Genomic DNA, 17644 nt, shown 5'->3' with positions numbered 1-17644 from the left:
GGGGGGGCTAGCTCTTGCGGGCGTAGCCTTCCCACTTGCTGGCCTGGTGCTCGCCGTCCACAAAGCGGATGGTGCCGGACTTGGAGCGCATGACGATCGACTGCGTCAGGACCTTGTCCTTGGAGTAGCGCACGCCCTTGAGGAGGTCGCCGTCGGTGATGCCGGTGGCGGCGAAGTAGCAGTTGTCGCTGGTGACGAGATCATTCGTGGACAGGACCCGCTCGAGGTCGTGGCCGGCGTCGATCGCCTTCTGCTTCTCGTCGTCGCTGGTCGGCCACAGCCGGCCCTGGATCACGCCGCCCAGGGACTTGATGGCGCAGGCCGCCACGATGCCTTCCGGGGTTCCACCGATGCCCATGAGGGCGTCGACGCCGGTGCCGGAGCGGGCAGCCGCGATGGCGCCTGCAACGTCGCCGTCCATGATGAACTTGGTGCGCGCGCCGGCATCGCGGATCTCCTCAACCAGCGGGCGGTGGCGGTCACGGTCCAGGATCATGACGTTGAGCTGGTTGACCTTCACGCCCTTGGCCTTGGCGATCAGGTGCAGGTTCTGCTTGACGGGCAAACGCAGGTCGACCATGTCGGCGGCTTCAGGACCGGTGACCAGCTTCTCCATGTAGAACACGGCGGAGGGGTCGAACATGGAGCCGCGCTCGGCGACGGCCAGGACGGCCAGGGCGTTGTTGATGCCCAGGGCGGTCAGCCGGGTTCCGTCGATGGGGTCGACGGCGACGTCGCACTCGGGGCCGGTGCCGTCACCAACCTGTTCGCCGTTGAACAGCATCGGGGCTTCGTCTTTTTCGCCTTCACCGATGACCACGACGCCGTTGAAGTGGACGGTCTGAAGGAAGGAACGCATCGCGTCGACGGCGGCGCCGTCCGCCTTGTTCTTGTCGCCGAATCCCACCCAGTGGCCGCCGGCGATCGCCGCGGCTTCAGTGACGCGGACAAGTTCAAGGGCGAGGTTGCGGTCCGGCTCGTCGATTCCGACGGCGAGCGACGGGGAAAGCGTTGAGTACTTCTGGGTAATGGACGCTGGTGACACGTGAACCTCTTCTTCGAGTGGCGATCATTGGGCCCGCTAGGCCTGGGTCGACCATCGCGGTGATTCCTCTGTAACTGATCATAGTCGCCGCCGCAGGCCCTGCGCGGGTGATGACCACACCTCGTAACGGACGGCGGGCCTCACCGCCGTCGGCTTCGAATGTGAGTTCGGAGCCCGCATGGGCGACTATAGAAGGGTGAGTGATATGCAGGACCAGTCCGCCCCCTCGAGCCGCGTGCAGGCTCCCGCCCCCTCCTCCTCGTCGGCCGGCCAGCCCGTCAAGCCCGTAATTCCCGCGGCCGCCGCGAAACGGGCCAATGCCTCGGTGATCGGAATGATCATCGCCCTGCTGGTGAGCGTCGCCGCGTTCCTGCCGATCGTCCTGATGAATCCGTCCCCGAAGTCGGATGGCTTCCGCCCCAACATCAACGTCAGCGCCGTAGCCGGGAACGCCGCGGGTGTGGCGGGATTCACACCGGTGGCCCCCGCGGCGGGCGACACATTCCACCCGAATTACGCCCGCTGGGCGGCGGCCAGCGGCACCGGCGTCGCGGCCTGGGAGGTCGGATACGTGACTCCGAAGGAAAAATTCATCGGCCTGACGCAGACCAGCAAGGCCAACCCCAGCTGGCTCGTGCAGCAGACCAAGAGCGCCCCGGTCACCGGCACCCGCAACGCCGGCGGCAAGGAGTGGGAACTCCATGACACGGGCAAGGGCGAGAAAAGCATGGTGCTCGCCTACCGCGGCTCCACCGTGGTCCTGGCGGGAGACGCCAACCTGGAGGAGTTTGCGGTCCTGGCTACCGCCGTCGTCAAGTCCTTGGAAAGTAACCCCGCTGTCACCGTTTCCCCCTCGGCGAGCCCCGCACCGTAAGGTGGGGCTGTGACCACTTACCTGACTCCTGCCCTGGCCTGGCGCCGTCTGCGCGAAGGCAATGAACGCTTCGTTAAGAGTGAATCCTCGCACCCGAACCAGGACGCCTCCCGGCGCTCATCCCTGGTGGAAACCCAGCATCCCTTCGCGGTGATCTTCGGCTGCTCCGACTCGCGGCTCGCGGCCGAGATCATTTTCGACGTCGGACTCGGCGACGTCTTCGTCGTCCGGACCGCGGGCCAGGTCATTGACGACGCCGTCCTCGGCTCCCTTGAATACAGCATCGGCGTGCTGGGCGTGCCGCTGATCGTGGTGCTCGGGCACGACAGCTGCGGAGCGGTCACCGCCACGAAGTCCGCCGTCGAAACCGGACAGATGCCGGCCGGCTTCATCCGGGACCTCGTCGAGCGCATCACGCCGTCGGTCCTGACCTCGCTCCGCAACGACCAGACGGAGGTCAACGACATGGTGGTGGAGCACGTCAAGCAGACCTCACACCGCCTCGTGGACAGCTCGCGTGTGATTTCGGACGCAATCGAGACGGGCCGGGCCGCCGTGATCGGGCTCTCCTACAGCCTCGCAGACGGCCACGCGGAGCTTGTTTCCGGAATCGGCGAGCTCTAGAAGCAGCCTGGAGACGCCCGGGCGGGCCGCCTGTAGCAAGCCGTTCACGGTTTTCGATGCGGCGCCCGGGCGTCCTAAGCTAGCCCCATGACTTCCACTGAAGAGTTCCGCATTGAACATGACACGATGGGCGAAGTCCGCGTCCCCGTGAACGCCCTGTACCGCGCGCAGACGCAACGTGCAGTCGAGAACTTCCCGATCTCCGGAAAAACCCTGGAACGCGCCCACATTGAGGCGCTGGCCCGGGTCAAGAAGGCCGCTGCCCAGGCCAACGCTGAACTGGGTGTGCTCGACGGCGAGCTGGCCAAGGCGATCGCGGAAGCTGCCGACGAGGTGGCTACGGGCAAGTACGACGGCGACTTCCCCATCGACGTTTTCCAGACCGGCTCCGGCACGTCCTCGAACATGAACACCAACGAGGTCCTCGCTGAACTGGCAACGCGCGCCCTGAAGGCTGCCGGCAGTGACAAGGTGGTCCACCCCAACGACCACGTCAACGCCTCGCAGTCCTCCAACGACGTGTTCCCCACCTCCGTCCACGTTGCAGCCACTTCGGCCCTGATCAACGACCTCATTCCGGCCCTCGGCTACCTGGCCGAATCGCTGGAGCGCAAGGCCGTTGAGTTCAAGGACGTCGTCAAGTCCGGCCGCACCCACCTCATGGACGCCACCCCGGTCACCCTGGGCCAGGAATTCGGCGGCTACGCCGCGCAGGTGCGCTACGGCATCGAGCGCATCAACGCCGCACTCCCCCGCGTGGCCGAAGTTCCCCTCGGCGGCACCGCCGTGGGCACCGGCATCAACACCCCGGCCGGGTTCCCGGAGCGCGTCATCGAGCTGCTCGCCACCGACACCGGCCTGCCGCTGACCGAGGCCCGCGACCACTTCGAGGCCCAGGCCAACCGCGACGGCCTCATCGAAGCCTCCAGCCAGCTGCGCAACATTGCCATCTCCTTCATGAAGATCAACAATGACCTGCGCTGGATGGGCTCCGGCCCCAACACCGGCCTCGGCGAAATCGCCATCCCGGACCTGCAGCCGGGCTCCTCGATCATGCCGGGCAAGGTCAACCCCGTCATCTGCGAAGCCTCCATCATGGTCTGCGCCCAGGTCATCGGCAACGACACCGCCATCGCCTGGTCCGGCACCAACGGCGCCTTCGAACTGAACGTCGGCATCCCGGTCATGGCCGCGAACCTGCTCGAGTCCGTCCGCCTGCTGGCCAACACCAGCCGCGTCATGGCCGACAAGATGATCGACGGCATCACCGCCAACGTCGAGCGTGCCCGCTTCCTCGCCGAGGCGTCGCCGTCCATCGTTACCCCGCTGAACAAGTTCATCGGCTACGAAAACGCCGCGAAAATCGCCAAGACCGCCGTCAAGGAGGGCCTGACCGTCCGCCAGGCCACCGAGAAACTCGGCTTCGTCGGTGAAGGCGAAGGCAAGGTTTCCGAAGCCGACCTGGACAAGGCACTGGACGTCACCACCATGACGGCTCCGGCCCACAAGGCTTAGTTTTTCAAGAAGTACGACGGCGGCCGCCCACCTTCCCAGCGAAGGCGGGCGGCCGCTGGCGTTCTCTTGGAGTTTTTGTCCACATATCGCGACTTCGACGGCTTTGAAGTCGCGGTATATGGACAAAAACTCAATGGGCTATGACCGGCACTTTGGCCACGCCCTGATAAGTTGCACTATATTTGTCTTAGTGCAAAACTTTACTTTGTGACTGAAAGTGCAGCTATTGGCGGTGGACTCCGCGAGCGTAAGCGGGCAGCAACGCGGGCGGCGATTACCGCCGTCGCGCGTTCCCTGACGTCCGAGCGCGGATTGAACGGCTACACCGTGGAGGACGTCTGCGACCAGGCCGGCATTTCCCGCCGGACGTTCTTCAACTACTTCCCCACCAAGGAAGACGCCATTCTGGGGCACGTGGACGACGAACTGCCCGCCGAGGTCTTCGCCGGGTTCATCCGCGGCGGCGTCGGTTCCCCGTCCGGCGAGATCTCCCCCAGCCTCCTCCAAGACCTGGTGGAACTTGCCCTGAAGATGTCGGAACGCATGAGTTCCTCTGAAGAGGAAACCCGCCAACTGATCGGCGTCATCAAAAAAGAGCCCCAGCTGATGCTCAAGATCATCGGTGCCACGGAGGAACGGGAAGCCCACTTTGCCCGTGTCCTCGCCGCCCGTGAAGGTGTGGCCCCGGACCATCCCGTGGTCCGGATGGCGGTGGTTGCCATGGGCAGCATTGCCCGGCACGCCAGCATGGCCTATTTCTCCGAAGGCAACACCCGGTCCTACCAGGACCTGCTGATTGAAAACATCTCCTCCGCGCGACTGCTTTTCTCACAGCCCCTCAATCTCCCCGAACACCACCCCGCAGAAGGACAGCCATGAGCACCGCCGTCAGTTCCAAAGCCGCAGCCGGACCGCTGCTGCTGACCCAGAAACGCATCTGGATCATCTTCTCCGCGCTGATCGCCGGCATGCTGCTCTCCAGCCTGGACCAGACCATCGTCTCCACGGCCATGCCCACCATCGTCGGCAAGCTCGGCGGCGTGGAGCACCAAGCGTGGATCACCACCGCATACCTGCTCGCCACTACCATCGTCATGCCGGTCTACGGCAAGTTCGGCGACATCCTCGGCCGCAGGAACCTCTTCCTCGTCGCCATCGCGCTGTTCACGCTTGCGTCCGTAGGCTGTGCCTTCGCCACGGATTTCTGGGGCTTCGTGATCTTCCGGGCCATCCAGGGCCTGGGCGGCGGCGGCCTGATGATCCTCTCGCAGGCCATCATCGCGGACATCGTCCCCGCCAAGGAGCGCGGCAAGTACATGGGACCGCTGGGCGCCATCTTTGGTCTCTCGGCCGTGGCCGGACCGCTGCTGGGCGGCTTCTTCGTTGACCACCTCACCTGGGAGTGGGCCTTCTACATCAACATTCCCATCGGCATCGCCGCCTTCACCATCGCCTGGTTCACCCTGACGCTTCCCAACAAGAAAGCCGAAAAGCGGATCGACTTCCTGGGCGTCCTGTTCCTCTCCGTTGCCACCACCTGCCTGATCTTCTTCACGGACTTCGGGGGCAAGAAGGACGAGGGCTGGGACTCGCCCCTGACTTGGGCCTTCGGCGCCGGCCTGGTCCTCGCCGCAGCTGCCTTCGTCGCCGTCGAACGCCGCGCGGAAGATCCGATCATCCCGCTGAGCCTGTTTCGGAACCGGATCTTCGTGAACTCCACGGCCATCGGCTTCACCCTGGGCCTGGGCATGTTCGCCGCCATTGCCTTCGTGCCCACGTTCCTGCAGATGTCGTCTGGCACCTCCGCCGCCGAGTCCGGGCTCCTCATGCTCCCCATGATGGCCGGCCTGATGGGAACGTCCATCTACTCCGGTATCCGCATTTCCAAGACCGGCAAGTACAAGATGTTCCCGATTCTCGGCGCCAGCCTGACCATCGCCGCCATGCTGTGGTTCACCACGCTGTCTGCCGAGACGCCCATCTGGATCATCTGCGTCCAGCTGTTCCTGTTCGGGTCCGGCCTCGGCCTGATCATGCAGGTCATCGTCCTCGTGGTGCAGAACTCCGTTCCGGCGGACCAGATCGGCACGGCCACCAGCACCAACAACTACTTCCGCGAAGTGGGCGCTGCCCTGGGCGTGGCCGTGTTCGGCTCGATCTTCACCAACCGGCTGGCGGAGTCCCTGACGAACGCCTTCACCGGTGCCGGAGCGTCGGCCGACCAGGCCTCCCAGTCAACCAGGACCCTGGATCCGCAGACCCTGGGCCAGCTTCCCGGGCAGCTCCGCGACGCCATCGTCAACGCTTACGCCGATTCCCTGGCACCGGTGTTCTGGTACCTCGTCCCATTCATCGCCGTTGCACTGCTCCTGGCCATCACGCTGAAGCAGATCCCGCTCTCAGACACGGCCGGCATGGTGGCCCGCGGCGAGGCGGTGGGCGGTGAGGAGGCCGAGCTTCTCGAGGCAGAGCGGCAATCCGCCACGGTCTAAGGAGCTGCCGGGGAACTCAGGGCTCGTAATGGACTGAGTCCCCCGGCAGCAGTGCACGGCGGATGCATTCCCGGTCTCCGGGCTGCAGATCCGGTAACCCGTCCAACGCAAACCAGCCCACGGCCACGGACTCGTCGTCATTCACCCGTGCCTCACCGGAAACGTGGCGGCAGCGGAACACGATGTCCAGGAAATCGCATACGTCGCCGTTGGGGAACGTCACCGGCCCTACTACGCCGACCGACACCATCCGCTCCGTTTCGGCGACGACGGCGGTCTCTTCGAAGATCTCCCGCAGCAGTCCGGGCGCGGGATGCTCACCGGGCTCCAGCATCCCCGTTATCAATGTCCATCTGCCATTGTCGGACCGCTGGCCCAGCAGGACGTGGCCGTCTTCGTTGAACACCACACCCCGCACAGCAGGAACCCACAGCGGGTCGTGGCCGATTTTTTCGCGGAGCTTCAGGACAAATTCAGGTGCCGGCATGGGTTCAGCCTAGCCGGACCCGTGCGCGGGCCGCACCGGGACAACGCCCCTGTCCGAAGACTAACCCGCGGGCAGCAGGACCATCGCCACGGCGGCCCCCGCCAGCATGAACGGCCCGAACGGAATGGCCGATTTGAGCGTCCCGCGCCGCAGTGCCAGCAGGCCGATGCTCCAGAAGCCGCCGAGCAGGAACGCTGCAAACGTCCCGGCGAATACATGCGGCCAGCCGAGGTAGCCCAGGTACAGCCCCAGAACGCCGGCGAGTTTCACGTCCCCAAAGCCCATGCCGGGCGGATACACCAGCCGCAGCACAAAGTAGAAGAGCCACAGCACCGCTCCCCCGGCCGCAATCCTCAGCGCGGGCACCCCGAAAAGGCGTGCATCGCCGTCGGGCAGTCCGGACGGGTCCACCGCCGCGAGGGGGAGCACCGCCCCCAGCAGCAGCACACCGGCAATGCCATAGGAGGGAAAGACAATCCGGTTCGGCAGGAGGTGGTGCCGGACGTCGATGACCGTGAGCCGCACCGCCATCACGGCGAAGTAGGCGCACGCGGCCAGCAGCAGCCAGAACGCGAGCGGTGCCGCTTCCCACAGTCCGCCAAGTCGTTGGATCACTCTCGGATGCTACTGGATTGGCCCGCCTGCCGCTCGGGGCCGCGCGTAAACTGTGGATATGGGGACCTGGGACGCCAAACACCGGCAGGAACACGGCGGCGGTGCCACGCCCACGTCGGCCGTTTCCTTTCGCAACCTTTGCCGCTCGTCTCCGTGGAAATGGCAGTCCCTGCGCTTCGAGTACGCCGAAACCCCCGGCACCGGCACCGTCCACGCTTGGCTGCGCCGCCCCGGCGCGCTGCGCCTGGAGTCCGACGACGGCACGCTGCTGGGCAGCACCACCGGCATCAATGATTCGCGCGACGGACTATACATCAGCGCCACGCGGAAGTCGTGGCTTCTTCCCGCGCATCTGGTGACGCCGGTGTACGACGACGGCGGGCTGGTGCGGCGCCGCCCGGAGGCCGCGTATGGCGAACCCTCGTTCGGAAACGGCCGGTTCGCTGCTGCACTGGATCCGGTGGAGCTGGCGGGAAATGCCCCGGTGCCGCTGGAGTTCCCCAACGCCAACGCCGTCGAACTGGTGGAGCCGGTTCGACAGTTGACGCACGAAGGCCGCGCGGCGCTGGAAACCGTGGCCTCACCGAATGCCGGGTACCGTCCGCTGGATCCGGATGCACCCCTGTGCGGACCGGGCCGGACCAGAATCCGCATCGATGCCGGGACCGGAGTGTGTGTCGCCGCCGAACCGCTCGACGACGGGGGGCAGCTTCCCGGGCACCGCATCCGGATCCTGGCCGTGGATGAGTACATGCTGGACGATCTTTTCGTGGCGGAACCAATGAACCTCACTGATGTGCGCGAGCACATCCCGTGGCCGCTGCGTCCCAACCCGGCCTGACGAGCCCGGCCTGACGGCCCCCCGAGGAACCCGGCCTGAGGAACCCAACCCGCGGGCCACCCGGAATGCGGGGTGCCGCGCAGGTTTTTTCCAACCTGCCGGCCGCAAACTGCTGCCATGTCAACCATGGCTCCAGACGTCTCGAAACCTGCCACGGCCGCCACTAGCAGGACCGGTACGCGGCGCCGTCGGAAGCTGCTGCTGATCCCGCTTTCCCTGCTTTGCGCCTTGGCGCTCGTACTGGGATATCTCTTCCTTACGGCCAAGCCGGAGGCCAGCACCGCGCTGGGCGCCAGCGCGGTGATCCCCGGCGGAACGGCGCGGATCAACGGCGTCATCCCGCTGGAAAAGGACGGCTGGCTTCCGCCGGAACGCGTCCAGGTTTTGGACGAGGGCCCGTCCGCGGGGACCCACCGGGTCAGGATTCTGGTGCAGTTCACCGCTCTCGAAGGTGAGGGCACGACGCTGGACACATCGCAGTTCTCTGTGACGGGACTTGGCGCCAACAGCATCCATCCGCTGTGGACGGCACCGGCGAAAGCGGAGCTCCAGCAGGGAGATACAGCGGACGCCACCATGGTCTTCGAGCTTCCCAACCAGGCGATCGCCCTCGTGCTGGAGGGGCCCGGCAACACCCGGCTGTCCCTCGGACTATCGCACCACACCAGCTGACGGCGGCGCCCGCAGCAGCATAGGGCGGGGCCCCTCCTGGAGATTCCCGCCGGTTGAGCTTGGCTTGGCACCCACCCACGCGTTACCAAAAAGGGCCGCGGAATCCCGCACTAAGCGGCCACATTGGGCAAAACGACGTCGCCCGGCGGTCTCACTCGTTTCGGCAGGCTCAACCAACGGCAAGCGCGCCCTTCGGGTTTGGTTTCGACAAGCTCAACCAACGACGGCGGGGCGCCGTTGCCGCGGAACTCAGCCGCGGCAACGGCGCCCCGATGGAGTTACGCCCCCTCGAGGAGGTCCGTAACGAGCGCAGCGATGGGCGAGCGTTCGGAACGGGTAAGGGTGATGTGGCCGAAGAGCGGGTGGCCCTTCAGGGTTTCGACGACGGCTGCGATGCCGTCGTGCCGGCCGACCCGGAGGTTGTCGCGCTGGGCAACGTCATGGGTGAGGACGATCTTCGAGTTCTGCCCGATCCGGCTCATGACGGTCAGCAGGACGTTCTTTTCGAGCGACTGGGCCTCGTCCACGATCACGAAGGCGTCGTGCAGGGAGCGTCCGCGGATGTGGGTCAGCGGCATGACCTCCAGCATGCCGCGGTCCATGACCTCCTCCACTACCTCCTGGCTCACGAGCGCGCCCAGGGTGTCGAAAACCGCCTGCGCCCAGGGGTTCATCTTTTCCTGCTCCGAGCCCGGCAGGTAGCCGAGCTCTTGGCCGCCTACCGCGAAGAGCGGACGGAAGACGATCACCTTGCGGTGCTCGCGGCGTTCCAGCACCGCCTCCAGGCCGGCACACAGGGCAAGGGCCGACTTACCGGTGCCCGCGCGCCCGCCCAGGGACACGATGCCCACCGCGGGGTCCATCAGCAGGTCGATGGCGAGCCGCTGCTCCGCGGAGCGCCCGTGGAGGCCGAAAATGTCGCGGTCCCCCTTGACCAGGCGGACCTGCTTGTCGGCTCCGACACGGCCGAGCGCCGAGCCGCGGCTGGAGAGCACCACAAGGCCGGTGTTGACCGGCATCTCTGCAGCCGCCGGGATGAAGACCGGTTCGTGCCCGTAGAGCGTGGAGATCTCCTCGTCGCTGGCATCGATCTCGGCGACGCCGGTCCAGCCGGAGTCCTTGACGAGCTCGTTGCGGTATTCGTCGGCCAGCAGACCCATGGCCGAGGCCTTGACCCGCATGGGGAGATCCTTGGACACCACGGTGACGTTGCGCCCCTCGTTGGAGAGGTTCTTTGCGACGGCGAGGATGCGGCTGTCGTTGTCCCCGCCGCGGAACCCGGCCGGCAGGACGTCGGCCGAGATGTGGTTCATCTCGATCATGAGCGTACCGCCGGCGTCGCCCAGCGGGATGGGCCGGTTCAGCCCGCCGTGCTGGATGCGGAGGTCATCAAGGAGCCGGAGCGCCTTCCGTGCGAAGTAGCCGAGTTCGGGGTCATGCCGCTTCCCTTCAAGTTCGGTGATCACCACGATCGGCACAATGACTTCGTGCTCTGCGAATCGCAGCAGGGCGCGGGGGTCGGAGAGCAGCACCGAGGTGTCGATGACGAAAGTGGAGACTGCTGGCTGGGATTCAGTCTGTGGGCCGGAAACAGCAAGACCGGCTGCGGCGTCTTGCGTGTCCGCACCGGTCTTTGAATTGGCTCGCTTGGCGCGAGAGGTAGCCTTCTCACCCTTGTCCGTGATGACGTCGGGCAGTTGTTCAGAAATAGCCACATCGACTCCAGCCCCGGGGCGCTGCCCGGAATTGTTAGTGGTGAGGCGGCTCGGCCACGAGGCCGGATCCGGCCTCCCATACAACCGGTGCGAAGAATCGCTCCATGTACTGGCCTCCCCGATCAGCCGGCGGTTTGCCTGCTGATGGATTCAACGTAATTCGCCCCGAACTAATTTCCAACGTCTTCTTCCGGCGATTCCTGTTGCCGGCATGTGAATTTGGCGTGAACGGCGGCGGCCAAAGCGTGCACGACGGCGGCCCAAAGGTGCGGCCCGTAGGGCCGCCAACGCACGCCGACAACGGTTAGGAACCGAAGCGCCGTTGCCTGCCGGCGTAGTCGCGCAGGGCGCGAAGGAAATCCACCTTCCGGAAGGCCGGCCACAGGGCCTCGCAGAAGTAGAATTCGCTGTAGGCGCTCTGCCACATCAGAAAACCTGAGAGCCGCTGCTCGCCGGAAGTCCGGATGACCAGGTCCGGATCAGGCTGGCCGCGGGTATAGAGGAAGCGCGAGATGTCCTCCACGCTCAGGGAGTCGGCCAGTTCACTGATGTCCGCCTTGTGCGCCACGGCATCGTGCAGCAGCTCGCGCACCGCGTCCACGATCTCGCGCCGGCCGCCGTAGCCGACCGCCACATTCACGTGCAGCTTCTCCCGCACCGGCGTCCGGGCCGTGAGCGTGGTCAGGCGCTCCGCCAGGTAGTCGGGGAGCAGCTCCGGGGCACCCATGGCGTGGACCGAAATGTCGGCGTCTTCGTCGAGGCGGTCCAAGGTGTTGGCGATGATGCCCATGAGCAGGTCAAGCTCTTCGCCGGATCGGTTCATGTTGTCGGTGGAGAGCATATACAGGGTGACCACCCTGACGCCCAGCTCCTGGCACCAGCCAAGGAACTCATGGATCTTGTCCGCGCCGGCCTGGTGGCCCTGGCTCGTGGGGGCATTGAACTGCCGGGCCCAGCGCCGGTTGCCGTCCACCATCACGCCGATGTGCCGGGGGATCCGCTCCGGCTCCAGGGAGCGGAGAAGCTTGCGCTCGTAGAAGCCATAGAGGAACCCGGGCCATTCCATCCGGACACTCACCTGACTTCCTCTGTACGACTTTTGTGCAAGTCCTAGGCTACCGCCCGGAGGCTGCGGCCGCGTGCAGGTGGCGGTCCGACGCCCCACCGAAGGAGCGGCAGGTACCCAGCAGGAAGACGTTACCGAAGAGTAACTTACTGTACCGTAGGTTATTCTGGATGACATGAAAAGCAACGCCCAGGACGGCGGACCGGAGCCGTCGAAGGCAGAGCCCACCGCCGTGGATGACGTCGCGGCACACATCGCGGAACTGCTGACGATCAAGCCCAAGTGGCGGGGATGGATCCACACGATCACCGCGCCGTTCGCCCTGGCTGCCGGGATCGTCCTGGTTGCGGTGGCGCCAACCGCGGACCGCAAGATCACGTCCGCCATCTACGCCCTCACGGGTGTCCTGCTGTTCGGCATCAGCGCTGTGTATCACCGCGGCAACTGGTCCCCGGGGGTCAAACGCGTCCTCAAACGGCTGGATCACACCAACATCATGCTGGTGATCGCCGGCAGCTACACGCCGCTTGCGTGGAGCCTTCTGGCCAGGCCGACAGCGGAGTTCCTGCTCTGGCTGATCTGGTCCGCCGCCATCCTGGGCGTGCTGTTCCGGCTGCTGTGGACGGACGCACCCAGGTGGCTGTACGTGCCCATCTACATCGGCCTCGGCTGCGGGTCCCTCTTCTACCTGCCCGCCTTTTTCGCGGCGAGCGTCCCGGCGGCGCTGCTCATCTGCGTCGGCGGAGCCCTCTACATCGCCGGGGCCGTGTTCTACGCGCTCAAAAAGCCCAACTTCAGCTACCGGCACTTCGGCTTCCACGAACTGTTCCACGCCTTCACGGTGCTGGCATTTGCCGCGCACTTCGCGGCCATCCTCATCGCCGTGCTGAGCTAACGCGTTCCAACGCCGCCGCAACGGTCGCCACGGGCCGGTCGCAGACCATCCCGCGGCAGACGTAGACGAGCGGCGCACCGCCGGGCCCGGCCGGCCTCTGCCGCAGCAGCGGCACCTCGGCCGGCTTCCCGCCGTCGGCCGCCTCAGCCTCCCCTGCCGCCACCACCAGCCCCGGACTCGGGGACAGCAGCAGCGCGCGGTGAAGGGCGTCCCGTTCGGGACCAACAGGTCCGACGACGGCGGCCTCAAGCGGCCCTGACAGCGCGGCCTGCGCTGTGGCCAGGAGCCAGCCCGCCACCCGCGGCGCCCGCGTGGCGAGCGGGGGCAGGAGCAAGAGGATATTCCCGGCCATGGTCCGGTGTTCCCCGGAACCGGACAGGGCAGCGTAGCTAAGCAGGGCCCCGGAAAAGGCCGCGGCCCCGCTGGGTGTGGCGTCGTCAAAGAAGTCCAGGCCGGGCTTCCCGCCCTGGGCGTTGACCACCTGCGCCGATTCCCCGGCCGAGTCGGCGAGGTGCCCGCCGTCCACGAACCGGGTGCACGCCGCCTGGATCACCGCCTCGGCCAGCATGTACCAGCGCGGCGAGCCCGTGGCCGAGTACAAGGCAAGGAAGCCCTCCGCGCAGAACGCGTAGTCCTCGAGCAGGCCGCCGATGCCACGGGCCGCGCCGGCATGCGAGACACGGACCAGCTCCCCCGACGCCGGCTTCACTGCGTCCGGCCGCCAGTGGACCCGTTCCAGATATCCGGCGATCCCGCCGGCTGCCGCCATGAGGTCGGGCCGGTCCAGGACTGCCCCGGCCTCCGCGAGCGCAGCCACCGCCAGGCCGTTCCAGCCGGCCACCACTTTCTCGTCCCGCGCGGGCTGGGGCCGGCGCGACCGGGCCTCCCGGAGCCTGGGCATCACGTCCAGCCAGAGCCGTGCCTCGTCACCGTCCAGCGCCCGGCCCGGGTGCAGCGGCGAGCCGAGCTCCGATACGGTACCGCGGGCGCCGACGTTCATCATCCACGCGACGGCCGCGGCATCGTCCGCACCAAGCACCCGCTCCAGCTCACCTGGGGTCCAGAGGTAGCTGGCCCCTTCGTGGTGCTCGCCGTCCACCACAGTGTCGGCATCCAGCGAGGACGCGAGTCCGCCATCGGGCAGCCCCAGGGCCCTGAGCATCCAGTCGGCGGTGCGCGCCGCGACGTCGGCGGCCTCGGTGGCCGGGAACCCGGCCGTTCCGCCGAGCCTGATCCAGTGCACGTAGACGCGCAGCAGCTGGGCGTTGTCGTACAGCATCTTCTCGAAGTGCGGAACGGACCAGTCCCGTGTCACCGAATAGCGCGCGAAGCCGCCGTCGAGCTGGTCGAAGAGCGCCGAGCGGGCCATGGCCGCGAGGGTGCGCCCGGCCATCTCCCTGGCCTCTTCGGCGGTGTCCGAGGGCACCGCCGCGTGCCGGACCAGGAACTCCAGAACGGCCGACGGCGGGAACTTGGGGGCGGTGCCGAACCCGCCGCCGTCGGGGTCTTCGGACCTGGCCAGGGAGCGCACGGCGGCGGGCAGCAGTCCGGCGTCGAGCGGTTCCGGTGGCCGGGAGACGTCCACGACCGCCGCGAGCTGCACTTGGCCCATGTTCTGTGCGAGTGAGCGGGCGTTCTCCTCCACGGCGCCGCGGCGCTCCGCCCACGCCTCGTGCACCGCCTCGAGGACCTGGCGGAAGGAGGGCCGGCCGGGCATGGGCCGCGGCGGGAAATAGGTGCCGGCATGGAAGGCCCGGCCCTCCGGGGTCAGGAAGACGGACATCGGCCAGCCGCCCTCGCCGCTGATGGCCTGCGTGGCGGCCATATAGACGGCGTCGACGTCCGGACGCTCCTCACGGTCCACCTTCACCGCCACGAAATGGCCATTCAGATAGTCAGCGGTGGCCTGGTCCTCGAAGGATTCCCGGGCCATGACGTGGCACCAGTGGCAGGCGGCGTAGCCGATGGACAGGAACACGGGGACGTCCCGGGACGCTGCACTCGCAAAGGCGGCGTCCCCGAAGGGCTGCCAGTGCACCGGGTTGCCGGCGTGCTGGCGCAGGTAGGCAGAGGGTTCCGCGCCGAGGGCGTTGCGCTCCCCCGGCTTGGGCTCCCGTGATCCGGGCTGCCCTGATCGTGGATCAGGTGTCCGCGCGGCCTGCATTGCCGTTGGCGGCATCGTCGCGGGAGATGTCCGCGGCCTCGGCGGCAGCCATCCGTTCCTCCTCCACCTGGGCGCGGTACCGCACCCGGCGGATGCGGCGCACCATGTCCACGATCAGCAGCGCGGAGAGCACCACAATGAAGGCGGTCAGCAGGAATCCCAGCAGGCCGGGCGTGACCTGGTCCTGGGACAGGCCGGGGCGCAGCGACGGCGAGGGTGCCGGGGACGATGACAGGACGATGAGCAAATGGTGCACTGTTCAAACCTTCTCAAGGCTGGGGCCGCCGTCCGCCGCGTAGGCTAACGCCTGGCCCGTTGGTACGCGCGCAGCCGTGGCCGGTTTAGCCGCCACACGGTGCTCTACGCGGTTTCTTCTACGCGGGATAGAAAATGTCTCTTGTCTCTATCTTAGCCCCGCGAAGAGATCCTTCTCCGGCAGCTCCGGGGCCACCTTCGATTGGATCAGCGTGTAGTCCTCCCAGGGCCAGGCGCGCGCCTGCATCTCCGCTGACACGGCGAAGAAGAAGCCCAGCGGGTCCACTTGCGTCCGGTGGGCCCGGAGGGCGTCGTCGCGGGTTGCAAAGAAGTCGCCGCAGTCCACCTGGGTGGTGGTTTCGTGAGCGGGCGGAGGCGGAGTGTGCCCTTCAGCGTCGGCCTCAAGCCAGGCGGCAAGGCGCTGGGCGTAGGGCGACTGGAGCCCGGCCTCCTCCAGGGCAAAGTGCAGGGCACGGAAGCGTTCCGGGCTGAAGGCGCGGTCGTAGTAGAGCTTGCTCGGCTCCCATGCATCACCGGTGCCGGGATACCTGGCGGGGTCCCCTGCGGCCTCGAAGGCCTCCACCGCAACCCGGTGCGCCATGATGTGGTCCGGATGCGGGTAACCGCCGTTTTCGTCATAGCTGACAATGACGTGCGGCTTGAAGTCCCGGACCAGCCTGACGAGGGGGCCCGCGGCCCGTTCCAGGGGCTGCAGCGCGAAGCAACCGGCCGGCAGGGGCGGGAGCGGATCGCCTTCAGGCAGCCCCGAGTCCACGAAGCCCAGCCAGCGCTGCCGGACGCCCAGGATCCTTGCGGCCTCATTCATTTCGAGGCGGCGGGCGCCGGCCATGTCGCGCTTCGGATGGGGCGCGCCCTCCATGGCCGGGTTCTGGATGTCACCGCGTGAGCCGTCCGTGCAGGTGGCGACCATGACATCCACACCAGCCGCGGCGTACATGGCCATGGTGGCTGCGCCCTTGCTGGATTCATCATCCGGGTGGGCGTGGACTGCCAGCAGGCGAAGCTCGGACGACTGGCTGGTGGACGCTGTCATCTGGGACTGCTCCTCTTTCTCCTGGGACTGACTACAATGCTGACGCCGGATTTTTCCCCGGGTGATCGCCACTAAACTGGAAGGGTGACTACCGAGGACAAGTCGGGCACTGCCCAGCCTGCAGACATTAGCCTAGCCAATCGCTATGGCCGTCCCAAGCGCAGGATGTCCGCAACGGGCAAGCGCTGGGCAGGTATTGCGGCGCTGGCAGTCGGGATGGGCTTTCTGGCCTGGGTGTCCACGTCCAATGCCACGGCGTCGGTAACGTTCAAGGACATCGGCTACCGGACCACGGATGCCACCCAGGCCGAGGTGGACTTCCAGGTGACGAGGGAACCCGGCACGGCAGTCAAGTGCGCCATTAAGGCGCTCGATTCTAAGTTCGCCGTGGTCGGCTGGAAAGTGGTCGACATTCCGCGGGTGGAGCAGGACGCGCAGGGCCAGAGCGCTGACGGCGGGCGCACCCTCGCCCAGCGGGTTGTCCTGCGCACCGAATCGCAGGCCGTCTCGGGCGTCGTGGACAGCTGCTGGATCCCGAAGCCCGCGGCCTAGGAACCAGCCGGGGCCCACGGCAAACCGGCAGCAGAAGAAGGCATGTGACCCACACCGCTTGGTTATTGGGTTTACTCCACGGGATTGACTACAATGGATCAATACCTTTACCCCGCTGAGATGGTTACTGAGTTCCACAGGTGGCCACCGTGGCGGGGTGTTTGTTTGTATGACCGCTTGTACACCCACTAGAGGAGAAGTCCGTGTCTACCACTAACAGCGCGCCTGCAGCTTGGCTTACCCAGGAAGCTTTTGACCGCCTGAAGGCAGAGCTGGACCACCTTTCCGGCCCCGGCCGTGCGGAAATCGTCCAGAAGATCGACGCGGCGCGTCAGGAAGGCGACCTCAAGGAGAACGGCGGCTACCACGCTGCGAAGGAAGAGCAGGGCAAGATCGAGGCCCGCATCCGCCAGCTGACCGTCCTGCTCCGCGACGCCCACGTCGGCGAGTCACCGGCCGACGACGGAATCGTTGAGCCCGGCATGATCGTCGTCGCCCGCATCGCCGGCGACGAGGAGACTTTCCTGCTCGGTTCCCGCGAGATCGCCGGCGACTCCGACCTGGACGTCTTCAGCGACAAGTCCCCGCTCGGTGCCGCGATCATGGGTCACAAGGAGGGCGACAAGCTTAGCTACACCGCCCCCAGCGGCAAGGACATCTCGGTGGAGATCATTTCCGCCAAGCCCTACTCGGGCTAACACCGCGTCCGCCCGCGGTCGCAGCAAACGCACGACGCCGGCCTCCCCACTATCGGGGACGGCCGGCGTCGTGCTTTAAG

Annotated in this window: 18 protein-coding genes; 10 read left to right on the top strand and 8 right to left on the bottom strand. The window is 66.6% G+C overall.

Annotation, left to right across the window (positions count from 1 at the left end):
* Positions 1-7: 7 nt before the first annotated feature.
* Entirely contained in the window at positions 8-1045 is a 1038-nt protein-coding gene (gene glpX, locus CXZ05_RS00520; RefSeq protein WP_102970675.1) for a class II fructose-bisphosphatase, read from the bottom strand.
* A 205-nt stretch (positions 1046-1250) separates the two neighbouring features.
* Here glpX and CXZ05_RS00515 point away from each other — a divergent pair, with 205 nt between their 5' ends.
* The 5 genes from CXZ05_RS00515 (at position 1251) to CXZ05_RS00495 (ending at position 6550) form a co-directional block, all read left to right on the top strand.
* On the top strand, positions 1251-1919 hold the full coding sequence (locus tag CXZ05_RS00515) for a DUF4245 domain-containing protein (protein WP_258006400.1): 669 nt from the start codon (positions 1251-1253) through the stop codon (positions 1917-1919).
* Positions 1920-1928: 9 nt separating this feature from the next.
* On the top strand, positions 1929-2543 hold the full coding sequence (locus tag CXZ05_RS00510) for a carbonic anhydrase (protein ID WP_102970673.1): 615 nt from the start codon (positions 1929-1931) through the stop codon (positions 2541-2543).
* An 87-nt stretch (positions 2544-2630) separates the two neighbouring features.
* Positions 2631-4058 carry a class II fumarate hydratase gene (locus CXZ05_RS00505; protein WP_102970672.1) on the top strand — a complete coding sequence of 476 codons (1428 nt, stop codon included), beginning with the start codon at positions 2631-2633 and terminating at the stop codon, positions 4056-4058.
* A 207-nt stretch (positions 4059-4265) separates the two neighbouring features.
* The gene (locus CXZ05_RS00500; RefSeq protein ID WP_102970671.1) at positions 4266-4937 is read left to right on the top strand and encodes a TetR/AcrR family transcriptional regulator; all 672 of its coding nucleotides are present in this window, start codon (positions 4266-4268) and stop codon (positions 4935-4937) included.
* Complete coding sequence (locus CXZ05_RS00495) at positions 4934-6550, top strand: MDR family MFS transporter (protein ID WP_102970670.1); 1617 nt, start codon at positions 4934-4936, stop codon at positions 6548-6550. The genes CXZ05_RS00500 and CXZ05_RS00495 overlap by 4 nt, the downstream gene beginning before the upstream one ends.
* Before the next feature lie 16 nt (positions 6551-6566).
* On the opposite strand, the gene CXZ05_RS00490 is transcribed toward CXZ05_RS00495, so the two are convergent.
* Positions 6567-7037: an NUDIX domain-containing protein gene (locus tag CXZ05_RS00490; protein ID WP_102970669.1), complete on the bottom strand. Its 471-nt coding sequence runs from the start codon at positions 7035-7037 to the stop codon at positions 6567-6569.
* A gap of 60 nt (positions 7038-7097) precedes the next feature.
* Positions 7098-7652 carry an A24 family peptidase gene (locus tag CXZ05_RS00485; RefSeq protein WP_102970668.1) on the bottom strand — a complete coding sequence of 185 codons (555 nt, stop codon included), beginning with the start codon at positions 7650-7652 and terminating at the stop codon, positions 7098-7100.
* 58 nt (positions 7653-7710) lie between these two features.
* Here CXZ05_RS00485 and CXZ05_RS00480 point away from each other — a divergent pair, with 58 nt between their 5' ends.
* Positions 7711-8493: a hypothetical protein gene (locus CXZ05_RS00480; protein WP_102970667.1), complete on the top strand. Its 783-nt coding sequence runs from the start codon at positions 7711-7713 to the stop codon at positions 8491-8493.
* Between the two features lie 117 nt (positions 8494-8610).
* The gene (locus CXZ05_RS00475) at positions 8611-9165 is read left to right on the top strand and encodes a hypothetical protein (RefSeq protein WP_258006388.1); all 555 of its coding nucleotides are present in this window, start codon (positions 8611-8613) and stop codon (positions 9163-9165) included.
* Positions 9166-9443: 278 nt separating this feature from the next.
* On the opposite strand, the gene CXZ05_RS00470 is transcribed toward CXZ05_RS00475, so the two are convergent.
* Both CXZ05_RS00470 and CXZ05_RS00465 read right to left on the bottom strand, forming a co-directional pair.
* The gene (locus CXZ05_RS00470; protein ID WP_102970666.1) at positions 9444-10880 is read right to left on the bottom strand and encodes a PhoH family protein; all 1437 of its coding nucleotides are present in this window, start codon (positions 10878-10880) and stop codon (positions 9444-9446) included.
* A 304-nt stretch (positions 10881-11184) separates the two neighbouring features.
* Positions 11185-11946 (bottom strand): isoprenyl transferase, encoded by a 762-nt coding sequence (locus CXZ05_RS00465; RefSeq protein WP_102970665.1) that lies wholly within the window; start codon positions 11944-11946, stop codon positions 11185-11187.
* Between the two features lie 253 nt (positions 11947-12199).
* Between CXZ05_RS00465 and CXZ05_RS00460 the strand changes: the two genes are divergently transcribed.
* Complete coding sequence (locus CXZ05_RS00460; protein ID WP_102970932.1) at positions 12200-12841, top strand: hemolysin III family protein; 642 nt, start codon at positions 12200-12202, stop codon at positions 12839-12841.
* Here CXZ05_RS00460 and CXZ05_RS00455 read toward each other — a convergent pair.
* The 3 genes from CXZ05_RS00455 to mca all read right to left on the bottom strand — a co-directional run bounded on the left by CXZ05_RS00455 (position 12822) and on the right by mca (position 16314).
* Positions 12822-15005: a thioredoxin domain-containing protein gene (locus tag CXZ05_RS00455; protein ID WP_102970664.1), complete on the bottom strand. Its 2184-nt coding sequence runs from the start codon at positions 15003-15005 to the stop codon at positions 12822-12824. The genes CXZ05_RS00460 and CXZ05_RS00455 overlap by 20 nt on opposite strands.
* Complete coding sequence (locus CXZ05_RS00450; RefSeq protein WP_102970663.1) at positions 14983-15261, bottom strand: hypothetical protein; 279 nt, start codon at positions 15259-15261, stop codon at positions 14983-14985. Before CXZ05_RS00450 ends, CXZ05_RS00455 begins: the two co-directional genes overlap by 23 nt.
* A gap of 147 nt (positions 15262-15408) precedes the next feature.
* Positions 15409-16314 carry a mycothiol conjugate amidase Mca gene (gene mca / locus CXZ05_RS00445; protein ID WP_102970662.1) on the bottom strand — a complete coding sequence of 302 codons (906 nt, stop codon included), beginning with the start codon at positions 16312-16314 and terminating at the stop codon, positions 15409-15411.
* An 84-nt stretch (positions 16315-16398) separates the two neighbouring features.
* On the opposite strand from mca, the gene CXZ05_RS00440 reads away from it, so the two are divergent.
* Both CXZ05_RS00440 and greA read left to right on the top strand, forming a co-directional pair.
* Positions 16399-16866: a DUF4307 domain-containing protein gene (locus CXZ05_RS00440; protein WP_102970661.1), complete on the top strand. Its 468-nt coding sequence runs from the start codon at positions 16399-16401 to the stop codon at positions 16864-16866.
* 203 nt (positions 16867-17069) lie between these two features.
* Entirely contained in the window at positions 17070-17564 is a 495-nt protein-coding gene (gene greA, locus CXZ05_RS00435) for a transcription elongation factor GreA (RefSeq protein ID WP_102970660.1), read from the top strand.
* The last annotated feature ends 80 nt before the right edge of the window (positions 17565-17644 follow it).

It is taken from the genome of Arthrobacter sp. AFG20, assembly GCF_002892795.1.
Taxonomy (GTDB): Bacteria; Actinomycetota; Actinomycetes; order Actinomycetales; family Micrococcaceae; genus Arthrobacter.
The sequence above is the reverse complement of the archived record's forward strand: the minus strand, read 5'-3'. Positions and strand labels throughout refer to the sequence as shown.

Coding starts and splice junctions, on each gene's coding strand:
- mca (WP_102970662.1), bottom strand. CDS start 16,314: ATGACAGCGTCCACCAGCCAGTCGTCCGAGCTTCGCCTGCTGGCAGTC.
- CXZ05_RS00505 (WP_102970672.1), top strand. CDS start 2,631: ATGACTTCCACTGAAGAGTTCCGCATTGAACATGACACGATGGGCGAA.
- CXZ05_RS00490 (WP_102970669.1), bottom strand. CDS start 7,037: ATGCCGGCACCTGAATTTGTCCTGAAGCTCCGCGAAAAAATCGGCCAC.
- CXZ05_RS00455 (WP_102970664.1), bottom strand. CDS start 15,005: ATGCAGGCCGCGCGGACACCTGATCCACGATCAGGGCAGCCCGGATCA.
- CXZ05_RS00480 (WP_102970667.1), top strand. CDS start 7,711: ATGGGGACCTGGGACGCCAAACACCGGCAGGAACACGGCGGCGGTGCC.
- CXZ05_RS00495 (WP_102970670.1), top strand. CDS start 4,934: ATGAGCACCGCCGTCAGTTCCAAAGCCGCAGCCGGACCGCTGCTGCTG.
- CXZ05_RS00465 (WP_102970665.1), bottom strand. CDS start 11,946: ATGGAATGGCCCGGGTTCCTCTATGGCTTCTACGAGCGCAAGCTTCTC.
- CXZ05_RS00515 (WP_258006400.1), top strand. CDS start 1,251: ATGCAGGACCAGTCCGCCCCCTCGAGCCGCGTGCAGGCTCCCGCCCCC.
- CXZ05_RS00475 (WP_258006388.1), top strand. CDS start 8,611: ATGTCAACCATGGCTCCAGACGTCTCGAAACCTGCCACGGCCGCCACT.